11 protein-coding genes and 1 pseudogene are annotated in these 12,865 nt (G+C 58.0%); 2 read left to right on the top strand and 10 right to left on the bottom strand.

Going from position 1 to position 12,865, the window contains the following annotated elements:
• Nucleotides 1-2: 2 nt before the first annotated feature.
• From ACQY46_RS06080 to ACQY46_RS06070, 3 genes are all read right to left on the bottom strand, one after another.
• Nucleotides 3-326 carry a hypothetical protein gene (locus ACQY46_RS06080; RefSeq protein WP_428699374.1) on the bottom strand — a complete coding sequence of 108 codons (324 nt, stop codon included), beginning with the start codon at nt 324-326 and terminating at the stop codon, nt 3-5.
• A gap of 141 nt (nt 327-467) precedes the next feature.
• Nucleotides 468-1,007 (bottom strand): ubiquinone anaerobic biosynthesis accessory factor UbiT, encoded by a 540-nt coding sequence (gene ubiT, locus ACQY46_RS06075; RefSeq protein WP_428699373.1) that lies wholly within the window; start codon nt 1,005-1,007, stop codon nt 468-470.
• A gap of 11 nt (nt 1,008-1,018) precedes the next feature.
• Complete coding sequence (locus ACQY46_RS06070) at nt 1,019-1,483, bottom strand: glutathione S-transferase C-terminal domain-containing protein (RefSeq protein WP_428699372.1); 465 nt, start codon at nt 1,481-1,483, stop codon at nt 1,019-1,021.
• Between the two features lie 954 nt (nt 1,484-2,437).
• Here ACQY46_RS06070 and ACQY46_RS06065 point away from each other — a divergent pair.
• Nucleotides 2,438-2,905 carry a hypothetical protein gene (locus ACQY46_RS06065; protein WP_428699371.1) on the top strand — a complete coding sequence of 156 codons (468 nt, stop codon included), beginning with the start codon at nt 2,438-2,440 and terminating at the stop codon, nt 2,903-2,905.
• Nucleotides 2,902-4,164, top strand: coding sequence for a relaxase/mobilization nuclease domain-containing protein (locus tag ACQY46_RS06060; RefSeq protein ID WP_428699370.1), 1,263 nt, complete (start codon nt 2,902-2,904; stop codon nt 4,162-4,164). The genes ACQY46_RS06065 and ACQY46_RS06060 overlap by 4 nt, the downstream gene beginning before the upstream one ends.
• A 9-nt stretch (nt 4,165-4,173) precedes the next feature.
• On the opposite strand, the gene ACQY46_RS06055 is transcribed toward ACQY46_RS06060, so the two are convergent.
• The 7 genes and pseudogenes from ACQY46_RS06055 to ACQY46_RS06025 form a co-directional block, all read right to left on the bottom strand.
• A complete protein-coding gene (locus tag ACQY46_RS06055) occupies nt 4,174-4,434 on the bottom strand; it encodes a hypothetical protein (protein ID WP_428699369.1) in 261 nt (86 codons plus the stop codon).
• Between the two features lie 431 nt (nt 4,435-4,865).
• Nucleotides 4,866-6,710 (bottom strand): UvrD-helicase domain-containing protein, encoded by a 1,845-nt coding sequence (locus tag ACQY46_RS06050; RefSeq protein ID WP_428699368.1) that lies wholly within the window; start codon nt 6,708-6,710, stop codon nt 4,866-4,868.
• Nucleotides 6,707-8,794 (bottom strand): ATP-dependent nuclease, encoded by a 2,088-nt coding sequence (locus ACQY46_RS06045; protein ID WP_428699367.1) that lies wholly within the window; start codon nt 8,792-8,794, stop codon nt 6,707-6,709. Before ACQY46_RS06045 ends, ACQY46_RS06050 begins: the two co-directional genes overlap by 4 nt.
• Nucleotides 8,795-9,218: 424 nt before the next feature.
• Nucleotides 9,219-9,497 (bottom strand): annotated as a pseudogene (locus ACQY46_RS06040) (zincin-like metallopeptidase domain-containing protein); the annotation flags it as partial.
• 111 nt (nt 9,498-9,608) lie between these two features.
• A complete protein-coding gene (locus tag ACQY46_RS06035) occupies nt 9,609-10,604 on the bottom strand; it encodes a tyrosine-type recombinase/integrase (protein ID WP_428698291.1) in 996 nt (331 codons plus the stop codon).
• Nucleotides 10,601-11,548 carry a tyrosine-type recombinase/integrase gene (locus ACQY46_RS06030; protein ID WP_428698292.1) on the bottom strand — a complete coding sequence of 316 codons (948 nt, stop codon included), beginning with the start codon at nt 11,546-11,548 and terminating at the stop codon, nt 10,601-10,603. Before ACQY46_RS06030 ends, ACQY46_RS06035 begins: the two co-directional genes overlap by 4 nt.
• On the bottom strand, nt 11,545-12,783 hold the full coding sequence (locus ACQY46_RS06025) for a tyrosine-type recombinase/integrase (protein ID WP_428698293.1): 1,239 nt from the start codon (nt 12,781-12,783) through the stop codon (nt 11,545-11,547). Before ACQY46_RS06025 ends, ACQY46_RS06030 begins: the two co-directional genes overlap by 4 nt.
• Nucleotides 12,784-12,865: the final 82 nt, after the last annotated feature.

Genomic DNA, 12,865 nt, shown 5'->3' with positions numbered 1-12,865 from the left:
CCTTACCGGTCAGCCATGGCCGCCCCCGCCGCGATCCGCCTGTAGCCGGCAACGCCATGATAGAAGCCGTTGCTGAAGCGCGTTGCCGGACACAGGCCGACGAGTTCCGCCTCCGCCTCGGCCGGGTCCTTGCGACCGTCGAGGCAGTCGCGAAAGGCGCGCGCGACGCCCGCCATGTCGACCGCCTGCGGCATCAGGCGCAGATGCCCGACACCGGCCTTCGCCAGCGCGCCGGCCTCCCCCGTCAGGCAGACATAGCTTTCCGACAGGGTCTGGATGCCATTCACCCTGAGGAACGGCCGGCCGTCGCGGGTCGCGAGCGGCATGCCGTCGGCATCCTCCTCGCAGACGAACTGGCAATTGTCCTTGGTCCGGCCGTGGGCGCGGGCGTGGTAGCAACGGGCCGAGACGGCGAGCGGCGCGCAGGGCGGCCGGCGTGCCGGCCGGACAGACGAGTTCGGCCTGCGTCATGCGGCGATCCCCCCGGCCTGATCCTCGTAGCGGCGGCGCAACTGCGCCAGCACGGCGCGCCCGGCCGGGCCGAACATCGCCGCCGTTTCCCCGGCCAGCGAGCCCTCCATGTCGTCAAGCGCGTTGCGCAGGCGCACCACCGCCTCGGTGCTGCCGGTGATCGTGAGGTCGCGGGAGAAGAAGGCGGCGTCGCCGTCCCCGTCGGCATCGACGAGTTGCAGCAACAACAGGAAGCGGCCCCGGATCGCGGCTCCCGCAGCCGGTTGCCGGTCGCGCGGCACGGCGCGCAGGACCAGCGCGCGCGGGTCCGGGCGCAGGTGCAGCGCGAAGGGCAGATCCAGCGGATCGATCACATAGTCGGTGGTGCAATGCTCGCCGAGCCGGTCGAAAAGCTCCGGATGACGGGAGGCGATGCGTCCGACGATGCGCTCGAGCAGCGGTTGCAGCAGCAGGCAGACCAGCGGCGCGGCGCGGGCGCCGAGACGCGCCAGGCCAGAGGCCGCAGGAGAGAGAGAAGATGTGTGTGGATCGCTCATGGGAGCGGACGCTAGCTGTGGCGAGGCCTGCGCGAATTGACATATATCAAGTGACAAGAACTCCAAGCACACCTGCGACGGAGTGCCGCCGGGCAGGCCAAAACCTGGCCGTCTACGGCGCAGGTCCTCTGTCCGAGAGGCTCCAGTTCCTCGAAAGCAAGGGTGGCGCGCACCGCGTCGCGTTCCTCCACCCTCGCGGCGAGGCCGGACAGGTCGGCGGAGACCGCCATGCCGAGCATCGCCGCCCAGCGCAGCATCACGTAAAGAAGCGCGTCGGCCCCGGTGAAGCGGTCACCGAAGAGGTGGCGGCCCTCGGCCCGCCCGCCGATCCAGTCGAGGCGCCGGGCCAGGGTCTCGCGCAGATGCTCCTTTTCGCCTTCGCTGAAGAACAGCCGGACGAACGGCTTCTGGACCTCGCTCGACAGGAAGGCCAACATTTGCAGGTGGCGGGTTCTGCCAAGCGGACCAGCCGGCATCAGCGACAGCCTCGCAAGATGATCGAATCGACCCGATGGCCTGGCATCTCACGGCAATCAAAACTTTCGAAGCGGATTTTCACGCCCGGCACGCCCGGCGCGGCGACGGTTCGGCCGGATACCGAACCTTCAACTAGCGTCTCAATTGCCATAGTTGATAGAGCGAGAAACAAGACGTCAGTACAGCCAAGGGTAGCCAAATCAGTTTTGACTGCTCCAAATACACCACCCCAGCGTCGCTGTCGAAGCAAATGCCCAATTCATTAAAACAGCCGAGCCATTTGAAATAGAACGAATAACAAGCAAACCAGAAGATTGCAGACAATCCCAGTGATGCAAGAAAAAGCAATTTCCTCAGCGCAGCTTCCATCTCGCGAATATACCGCCGGCACCCAAAAACTCAATGTCTGACAGGCCCGTGTGGCCGATCTCTGTTGTATCGACTGCGTATGCCTGTTTGGCCGCGGACGCCGGCAACACCGAACGGAAACAACTGCCATTCCTGGTAGAGAGTGACCGGCAGCGCATAGGCCACCGGCAGCGCATAGGCCATTGTATGCGACAGTCGGCGGAGATTTGGGGTGTCAGCTCGAACCCGTGATATTCGCAAGGCCAAGGGCCGTCCGAGCTTATGCGAGGCCCTGACTGGAGCGAAGCCCGAAGGGCGACAGCGCGAAGTCAGAAAATGGCGGAGCATCGCGGAGACATTTCGAACCCGCCGGGTTCGCAAGGCCAAGGGTCGCCCGAGCTTATGCGAGGCCCCGACTGGAGCGGAGCCCGAAGGGCGACAGCGCGAAGTCAGAGAATGGCGGACATAGATGTAGCAACATCAAACGCCATTTTCGAAACGCTTGAGGGCTGGAACACCCTCCTACAGTCCGAACATATCGAGCTTTCCAGTCGCCCCAGCCCCTCCAGAGCACCCAGCGGCCCAACTCGCCGAGGGCCGTCACCATGAGCGAGAGCCGGAACACCAACACCATCAAGAGCGAATTCCAGCTCACGGCTACCAAGACGGGAAAGCGGAAGAAGCCCCGCCAAGCGGTCTCGAAACCGTTTTCCATCCGCCTGAGCGAAGAGGAACGGGCGATACTGGAGCGGGAAGCCGGCTCCCTTTCGCTCGCCGCGCATGCACGCAGAAAACTGATTGGCGACGTGACAACATCACGACGCGGAAAGAGACCGGCGCGCAGACGGCATACCCCACAGGTGGATCAGGTCGCGCTTGGCAGGGCGCTGGCATTGCTTGGACGCGCGGAGCTTCTCAGGCGACTGGACGAACTGGCGACTGCCGCAATCATGGGTGCGCTGCCACTCGGCCCGGAGTTGATTGAGGAGCTTCACGCGACCTGTGCCCATATCCGCGCCATGCGAGACGCCCTCATGGAGGCCCTGAATGTCGAACGGGGTTTTGAGGAATGATTCTGGTCGGAAACCAGCGCGGCGGCGCAAAGAACCTCGCCCTGCATCTGCTCAAGGATGAAAACGATCATGTGGACTTGCATGAACTGCGGGGCTTCGTTGCGCGCGACCTGCGCGGCGCCTTCAACGAAGCCTATGCGATCAGCCGAGGGACCCGCTGCAAGCAGTATCTCTTTTCCTGTTCGCTCAATCCCCCCGCCGCCGCGAATGTAAAAACGGAGGATTTCGAGAAGGCGATCAACCGCATCGAAGCGGAACTGGGACTGGTAGGCCAACCGCGAGCCATCGTCTTCCATGAGAAGGCCGGTCGGCGGCACGCACACTGCGTTTGGTCGCGCATTCGCGCCGACGACATGAAGGCGGTCCAGCTCTCCTACACGCGCCGGAAGCTGATGAGGGTCGCACGAGAGCTTTATATCGAGCATGGCTGGACCATGCCGCGCGGCCTCTCACAGACCAAGGCCAGCGATCCGTTCAATTTTACGCTGGCGGACTGGCAGCAGGCGAAACGCACCGGGCAAGATCCCCGAACCATCAAGGCGGCGCTGCAGGACGCCTGGGCAATCTCCGACTCGAAAGCCGCCTTGATACGCGCGTTGGATGAACGCGGCTTCAAGCTGGCGCGCGGTGACACGAAAGCGTTTGTCGTCGTAGACCGGCACGGTGAGGTCTATTCACTCCCCCGCCAGATTGGTTTGAAAACCAAGGAAGTGCGCGCCCGTGTGGGCGATGGGGACGACTTGCCGGATGTCGCCGGCGCGAAGGTCCAGATTGCGCAAGACATCCGTCCTGCCCTTTTCCGACTGAGAAGCGAGGCACTGACGGAGTTGCGCGGCCGAAACGTGCAATTGCGCAAGGAGCGGCACAGCATGCGGCAGCGCCATCGAGAGGCACGAGAGGCCCTATCTCAAGCGATCGAAGCGCGTCGGTGGGAGGAGGCAAGGATCAGGCAATCGCGCTTTCGTACCGGTGTGAAAGGCCTATGGGATTGGGTGCGCGGCGAGAACCAGCGCATTCGCGAACGGAACAAAGCCGAGGCCAGGGAAGCTGCTCTGCGCGACAGGGCCGAGAAAGACGCGCTGATATTCGCGCAGCTCGAAGAACGGCGACGGATGATCGATCTGCGCCAAGAGATTGCACGTTCCTACGCGGACAAAGCGCGAGACATCCGCGACGATCTGCGCTCCTACCGTGACATGAGCCGCAGTCCGAGCCGACAGAAAATCGCCCTGCGAAAACGCAATATGCCGCAAGCCTAGGATGGCTACCTACGCCGCCAGCTTCAGCCGGTTGAACGCCAGGCGAATGCAGTGGTCCTTGGCGAGGCCGGGAGGAACGCTGGTATCGGTGGCGTCGATGAACATCTCCCACATCTTCAGGAAGTCGCCGCGATAGGCGCTGATCCCACCGAGGTCGTCATAGGCGCTGATCCCACCGAGGTCGTCATAGGCGGTGGCGAAGACGGCGGTCTCTTCCAGGAGATACTGCTCCGACAGGGCAAAGAAGCGCCGCCGGTCGTGCTCATCCATACCGCGACGATCGATGAACTCGGTGATCGCATCGTGGATTCAGCTCACGGCCGACCACGCCCGCCTCTGGACGGAGTAGCATTCCAGGATACGGAAACCGCACTCGAGACGGCGCTCCACAATGAAGGAGAGAGCCTCGACATCAAGACAGCAGAACGCCTGACACTGTCGATCCGGCGGAAAGAGCCGCGCCGCCCCGCAACCCGCCAAGTAGACAAACCGCGAATGAGTGAGGGACGGTTGATCGGTGGTTCCGGCCTTGAGGCCCCAGCTCATCGAAATTCAGCAATCGACCGTTATGCGTCCCGGCGCGTCTGCTCGAGGTTTCAGAGATGAGTAATAAAAGCATAAACTTCTTCATCGTCACCGCTCAGTCTTCAAGATCAGAAGACAATAGTTGAAATGATCTTGCGAATTCAGGCCTCCGATACCTACAAAATTGAAACTTGTTCATTCAGGAAGAGATCACGCGCAACCAGTTCTTTTTGGGCCGCTTCCGCGTCTTTCGAAAACATCAAGATCCTAAGGTTCACTTCCGCCCGTGAAAAACAGACATAGGCCAGTCTTTGAGTGAGCTCTTTCTGCCGGTCAGTTGGATCGCCCGCGACGCCAGGGGTCAAAACTTTCGAAAAGCTGTAGGTATTCCAGGCTGCCTCGACATCGTCGATCATGACCAGCACGTTCTCATACTCTTCGCCTTTCGAGCCATGCTGCGTACTGAAAGGAGAATTTTCATCCAGATAATCGATATATTTTTCGAGTTCGTCAGCCTTCAACGTGAAGAATTCATCAGCCAGCCAATCGCCTTTTTCCCTTTGGTGATCCTCGTTGCCGGAGTCATAAGCTTCGCGCGGAGCTCGAGCCAACTGACCTGCAAGGCGGTCCGAAAATAGATAAAGTGCGTTCGCGCTACAGTACTCCAGAATTTCTTTGACCGAATTGCCTTCCCATTTTTGCGCCAAAGCAGCGGCGTGTCTTGAGGCCTCTTCGAGCATATGTTTGAGGGTTTTGCTCTTGTTCGCTTCAGTGTCGTCAAAAGCAGGGCTTACTCTTCGGAGTGTTTCAATCAGCTTCTTAGGATCGTTGTTGCGGGATGCATCGACCAATGGAAAAATACCGTCCACAAAGGGCTTGAGAAGATAGTGCGTGCCATCTTCATAGTCGGATTGAGATCTGGACGACGAATAATCGCCTGTAAAGAGCTTGTGCAGGGTGACGAAGCCGAGCCTCCGAGCGATCATCTGGCGTGCCAGAAAAAGGTTCTTTACACGAGTAATATCGGTCCATCCCCATTGTTCGACGGCCTCTTCGAATTTCGCTGTCACTTCATCGAGTTGTTCGAGGGTGTAGGTATTTCTCGGACCAGCAGGTTCAGGGGCTTGCGCGACCGTGATCAAAACGCTTCCTTCAACATCGGCGTTTTCACCACCAGGAACTTGTTTCAGATCGGTTCTGAAGTTGTTGAGAAGGTCGATCACGGAGGTCGAGCTACGAAAATTCTCTTCCTTCGGAATCATTTCGGAGCCTTCTGGACCGGCAAAATCTCCGGCTCGCTTGTCGTAAATCTGCTGCATCGGATCGCCGAAATATCCGACGACGGGTAGCCCTTCCCCCGCGCACACAGTGTTGAGCGCCTCAACGACCTGTGGGAACGTGTCTTGAGCTTCATCGACGAAGATGTAGGGGTATTTGAACCCGAGGCCTTTGCGCAAAAGCGGTTTGTGCGTGATCAGATAGGCCGCGACGTCAATAACATCATCATGGTTTAGGACACATTTGGAATAGTCGCTGATAACGGTTTCTTCGTAGGATACGGGCGGCTTATTCGCGTTCAGCGCAGCAAGTTGGGAGGTCAGGCGCTCAAGGTCTTTCCTGGCTTTTTGAGCGGTCTGAGACATCCCACCGTTGTCTTTCTCGCGGGCTTTTTCCATATGCTGCGGGACGACCGCATCACGAAGGGCCTCCCGAATAGCCTCCTGAAAGCGCGCGATTTCTGCCCAAAGAAACCCGTGCAAAGTGGAAACGCAAAAAATCTCATCGAAACCGAGACGCGACGAAATCACTCCGACTGCACGGTTTGTGTATGTGATACACACGACGCGCTGACCGTTCTTCCGAAGCTCGTCTCCACGGGACTTCTGAATTCCTTTCAGAGCTTCAACGAGCGATGTGGTCTTGCCTGATCCAGCGCCTGCGATAACCGAAAATGAAACGTCCTTTGCGATGCACTCAGCAATTTTCGTATCGGCCTCTGTTGGCTTGAGTTTTGCTGTCATTCGCCGGCCCCCTGGTTTTGGGAGAGACGTGTCTCCAGCCATTTTAGGCCTTCGGCGATGTAGTGGGGGACATTCCAGTCCTTGTTCTGTTCCGCGTTAGCTTCTTCGTCCTCTCCTTCTGGTATTTCGTAAGCAAGGACATCCATGGCAAATTCAGTTTTCTTGAAAGTGCTGCTCTTTATTCGCTTCCAAACAGCCTCCTGAATCTCGGCGGGGGCATTTGGCAAGTCAATACCTATACTGAGACCCTTTGCATGAAAGAGTTCGAGGTTTTCATAGACAAAGGCTTCTTCAAGGGTTCTTCCGTGGAAGGTGTGAGCGCTATCCAGGTGGTTCACCGCCACCGGCTTTTGAAAAGCGACAAAACGCATTCCCTCGGCTTGCACACAATCGTCGAAGCTCTTGACCGAAAGTGCAGCAACTCCTGTCTCTCCGAAGAAGTATCCCAGAGTCGCATTCGACGAAATGGCTCCCGGACGGGTGGCAACGCAATTCGCTCGGTTGTTGGCGGGATCAACGGAGTCGATGTCGGTGATAACCAAGTAGGGTATTCCGAGGAAATCCAGCAATCCAGCGAAGCGCATCCCGTATGCTCCACCTACCTCCAGAATTGCTAGATACTTCTTGTTCAGTTCCTTTGCCGATATGTCGATCATGCGCGGCAAAAGCAGTTTTTCAGCAGACCCCTCAACGAGTATGGCAGCATCGGAGAAAAACAGGTCGCAATGCGTAAGTCTCAGATATTTTTTGAGAAAAGAAAGAGCTTCCTCTGGCGCGATTACCGCGTCGCCCAATTCGAGCGGCTCCGGTTGAAATTGCCGAAGACTTTGGACTGTCGTTCCTTGAAACGTTACTCTTTCCTGTTCGCCGATCTGGCTCCGACGGAAGTAGCGGATTTTCGAGAATTCTACTGTATCAAGAATGTGCGACGAATGGGTCGTGATCGTAAGCTGAGGTTTGCTTTCGCCTTCGGGAGCATCGGCAGTCAAGACATCCCACATTTGGCGAATGAACGTCTGTTGAACCTGCGCGTGCAGATGCACCTCCGGTTCTTCAATGAAGATCATTTGGCAAAGTGGACGAGTATCCTCGGTCGCGAGCCATTGTCGATAAAAATGATCGACCTGAATGGCCATGAACACAAGGTTCTTGAAGCCCAGTCCGTTGTAGGCCTCGGGAAGCTCATGGCTGGTGCTGGCATCGACGTAGAAAAGTTCGGTATTACCGCGTAACGCAACCTCCGAACTGAGTGTCGAAACAACCTTCATTGTGCGGTCATTGTCGGAGGGAAGGCCGAGACCTCCGATCATCGTCATCAGGGGTCTGAAGCGTTCGTCGTAGTGCCTGTTCAGGCTTTCATTATTCTGTTCAATGACCGCGATAGCTTCTTCAGCCAGTTCCGCCTGCTCCAGGTTTCTCCGGTAATACGTCGCAAAGGCATCTGATAGTCTGTTGCTCCTGGCGGCATTCTCGTCGTCAATATTCCGCTGAGCATCAACGAAATCTACGCGCAGAAGAGAACTGAGCAGCTTTTTGCCTTCTTGCACCGAAATCGGCGTTGCCACAAGTTCTTGTTCGAGCCTTTCCAGCGAAGATACCTTAATGCTGAAATATTTTTTTAAATTTCCTTCCATTCCAAGGAAGAAGCTCAACGGACGCTTGCGGGTGCCATCCTCCTTTGTCGGGAATGCTGAATCGTAATGCTTCCAGAGTTCTGCTGTGTCATTCACAGCGAATGCGCAACGCATCCCGATTTCAGAGAAATCAGCGGAAAGGCTCGTTGCTAGTGCAAAAACCCGACCAAATGCAATTGAGTCCGGATCAATGTGAAACCAAAGATCAAGTTCTATTTGAGGTAAGCTTGTTTCGTCTCCGGGAACAAAGGCATCGATAGCGACAATTGCGGGAATGGAGAAGTCATGGATTTTGAATTCGCGATTCCCGAGAAAGCTGCGAATGGCAGCCGTCGCGGAGGTCTTACCACTGTTGTTTGGGCCGACAAATATAGTTTCTTTACTTTCGAAAACTATTGAAACATCGTGCAGGCGTCGAAATTTTCTTATTGTGCTACTTTTCAATCGCATAGTGCGCCTCCCAATTAAACCATGACAAAATACCAATTCTGAGTTGCTTCTGTGAAGAGCATTGTTTACTTGCGCGCAATATATTATTCGGAAACCGCGGATCGGCTTGGCAAATTTGAAATTACACTGAGCTATGCGAAAAGAAACATGTAACGCGGAAGGAGGGCGGAAGCCTGCAGCTCCTCGGGGGATAACATACGGTATTCAAGGGGCAGCTGTGTCGGCGTGATTTTGAACTACGCACTTGAATGGCGCTTCGAGGGAGGGCGACTGTGCGCAGGGTGAGCCAGCGGCCACTTACCATCAGCTTTGCCCTGCCCACGGCAAAACCGGACATTCCGCAGTCGACCCCACACCAGAACATGCTACCCCAGCCGCCCGATAACCGAGCGACCGGGGTAGAGCTTGAGTTCTAGCACCCACTCTACGCCGCAGCCTGTTCCGTCTCCCGCGCGATCAGCCAATTGGCGGCCTCGGACGCTTTGGAGGCGGCAGTGAAGACGGCCTTCTTGTCGTCCTTGAGGACCTTGAGCCAGTGGGCGATGTACTGGGCATGGTCGGCACGGGGCTCCGGCGTGATGCCGAGATCACCGCACAGGAAGGCTGCGCCAAGCTCGGCGACAAGTTCCTCCATGGCGTAGCTCTCGGCATTGAACCGACCGACGAGATTGCGATCGAGGCGGTTCGGCGCGCCCGACCAGTGGACCTTATGCCGATATCGGCATAAGACCCATAATGCCGCTATCAGGATTATGCCGGTATCTGTTCCGGTGAGCCGAAAGCGGTCGCCTCCGGCTCACTTGTGTAGGCATAATCAGAGGGATTCGAGGAAGGCGAGCAGCTTATCGTCCGGCCGATATCTTCCCGGATTGGCAGCAGGGGCCGTTACCAGGGCCAATGCCTTCTCCTTGAGCCGCAGATCTGCATGAACATAGACCTGCGTGGTCTCGACATTCTCGTGTCCAAGCCACAGCGCGATAACGGTTTGGTCGACGCCATGATGTAGGAGCTCCATCGCGGTGCTGTGGCGCAGCACATGGGGACTGACCCGTTTGCCAATCAGCGACGGACACGATCTCGACGCCGTGAGCACGTGCCGACGTACAATGTCTTCCAGAGCGTCGCGACTGAGCCGCGTTCCCCGAATGCTTGGGAACAGTGGATCGTCCTCCGCGCCCCTCCGCTCCTTCAGCCAAGCTTCCAGCACCTTGACGGTTTCCCGTCGCAGCGGTGTGGTGCGATGCTTGCGGCCCTTACCCTCGCAGCAAATGTGAGCCCCGGTGCCGGGCACGATATCGCAGCACCGGAGTCCCGTAATCTCGGAGGCTCGCAAACCCGCCTGCAACGCGATCAGCAGGACTGCATGGTCGCGGCGGCCGATCCTCGTCGAGCGATCCGGCGCAGCTAGGAGAGCGTCGATTTCACCGCGATCGAGGAACTCGACCGTTCGCCGGACATATCGCTTGCCGGGCATTGCCAGTATCTTCTGACAGTGCAGCATGTATCGCGGCTCGCTCATCGCCACGAAGCGGAAGAATGAGCGGATGCCGGCGAGTCTCGTGTTGCGGCTTCGAGCACTATTGCCACGTCGCGTTTCGATGTCGCTGAGGAAGTCGGCGACGAGCTCGACATCAATGTCTTCGACCGCCAGCTTTGTCGGTGGTCTGCCGCTCTTCTCGCTGGCATAGCGCAACAGCAAACGGAAGGTGTCGCGATAGCCGGCGATCGTGTTCGGGCTGGCGTTCAGTTGGGTGCACAGCCGGTCGGTGAAGAACTGCTGTACGAGCGAGGGAAGCAACGATCTGCTCATGAGTACCCCTCCAGCGCTAAAGAGTGCTCTGCACGCGCCGAGGCCAGAGCCAGCAGTTCCGGCACCGCCTCTATGTACCAGTAGGTATGCTCGGGGTTCGCGTGCCCTAGATAGGTCGTCAGCTTGATCATTTCCCGGGCCGGGTCCATGCCGGACCGGTACCAGTTCAGCATGGTGCGGACGGCAAAGGTGTGGCGCAGATCATGGATTCGCGGGCCACGGCCATGCTTGTGGAACCTTTGCTGCTCCCGAAGTCCGAGCGACTGGCAGATCACGGCAAAGTTGTATCTGGCGCCGCAGTCGCTGACCCGCTCGCCATGATCCGCGACGAAGAACGGCTGCGAACTGCGCTCAAGCAGCCGATCCCGCTCCTTCGCGTAAGTAGCAAGCTGGAGTGTGGTACACCTCGAGACCGGAATCAGTCGCGCCTTGCCGAGCTTTCCCTTCCGCAGTGTGAGAACGCCCGTTTCAATGTCGACATCGCCGCTGTTGAGAGAGAGTGCCTCGCTGATCCTGAGGCCGGTAACGGCGATCAACCCGAACAGGGCCGGATATGTCAGCGATCGGATCCCATTGATCGACGGCAATGTCGCTGCGGTCTCCACGATGGCGCGGATTTCGTCCGGCGTATAAATGTAAGGTCTGTTTCGACGTTGACGGGTTGGGATGAGGTCACGGGACGGAACCTCGTGCCGGGGATCGATTCCATGGAGCCATTGCGCAAATATCCGGACGATGCCGAGCCGGTGCGCCCAAGTTTGCTGGTTGGCGACGCCAAATGACTCATGCCATCCCATGAATATCTCGGGATTCACATATTCAACGCGCTTACTCTCTGCATATTCGATGAAGCGTCTCAGGATTCGTTCGTCGGTGCGCAGCTCAAAGCCGAGGCCTCGGCGGACGGCGAGATAGCGGTCGAGTTCTTGAGACAATGTGCTCATGCCACACCTCCCGCGGTTGGCCACGACTGGGCGATGGAGCGCAGGCCTTCGACATCGAGCCTTGCGTAAAGCATCGTCGTCGTGCGGGAGCGATGGCGCAGCGTGTCGCTGATTTCCTCCAGCGAAGCGCCGTTTTGAACCAGATTGGTCGCCAGGCTGTGGCGTAGGATCTGGGCGCCAACATAGGGCGCAGGCGGCTTCAACCCTGTCTTGTCATACGCCTTGCCCAGTATGTCGTTCAGAACCTGGGCATTCTTGAACGGGCGATGCGGCGGCCGGCTGATCACGAACAGCGATCGCGACGTGGTCACCCGTTCCAGCTTGATGTAATCGGCCAGCGCCTTTCCGACCTCGGGCAGAAGCGGCAGCCTGTCATGTCTGTCGCCCTTGCCACGAACGAGGATTTCTCCCGAGCGCCAGTCAATATCGTCGATGTGCATGGCGACAACTTCCGGCGGACGCAGACCGAGACGCGCCATCAGCAGGACCATCGCGTAGTTGCGCAGGCTGCATGGTGCAGTGTTGCGCACAGCATCGAGAATCAAGTCGACCTGCTCGAGGGAGAGATGGCGCGGCAGACGCGTCCCGAACCGCTGCGCTACGCGCGGCACGGCGTTCGCCAGATTGGTGGACGTCTTGCCTGCCTTGAACAGGTAGCGGAAGAAGTTTCGCAAGTGCGACGGCACGGTCTTATCGCGCGGCGCCCTTCGGATGACGCGCGCTTGCAGGAAGCGAGCGATGTCCCCGGCGGATATGTTCCCGAGATCATCGGCCGCGTCGGGAAAGCGGAAGTCGAGGAACTGCTCTGCAAACCGCCAACTGTCGATGATTGTGCGTTCGCTCAATCCCCGCTGGCGCCGAAGATAATCCTCGTAGGCCGCCCGCAATTTCAATCGCGCCGCCTCTCTTGGCGACAGAGTTGGGCGCTCCCGCAGGACGCCGCGCTCTGCGAGGAAGCGCACGAAGCGCTTCATCATGAACCTTGCATAGGTTTCGCGGGATTTTATCCATCCCATAGCCGCGACGAGTTCAACGGCTCGCGTTTCATCGAGATCGCGTGCCGCGATCCCGGCTGCACCCATTGCCTTGGCAACATCGTTTATGCAGCTCAGGTAGATTTTGACCGTGCTCTCCGCATGATCGTGCTCGACCATCTCATCGACAAAGGCGACGAGATGTTCTTCGAACATCGAGAAGGCACAGGCGTAGAAGTAGCGGTATCGATTGAGCGTCATCCTGATCTCCTTGTGTTTCAAACAAGGAGAGACGGCGATCATTCTGCGTTTAGCGCAAATTACATATCACTACACGGGATGG

This window comes from Stappia sp. (assembly GCF_965276915.1).
In the GTDB taxonomy this organism is placed as follows: domain Bacteria; phylum Pseudomonadota; class Alphaproteobacteria; order Rhizobiales; family Stappiaceae; genus Stappia.
The sequence above is the reverse complement of the archived record's forward strand: the minus strand, read 5'-3'. Positions and strand labels throughout refer to the sequence as shown.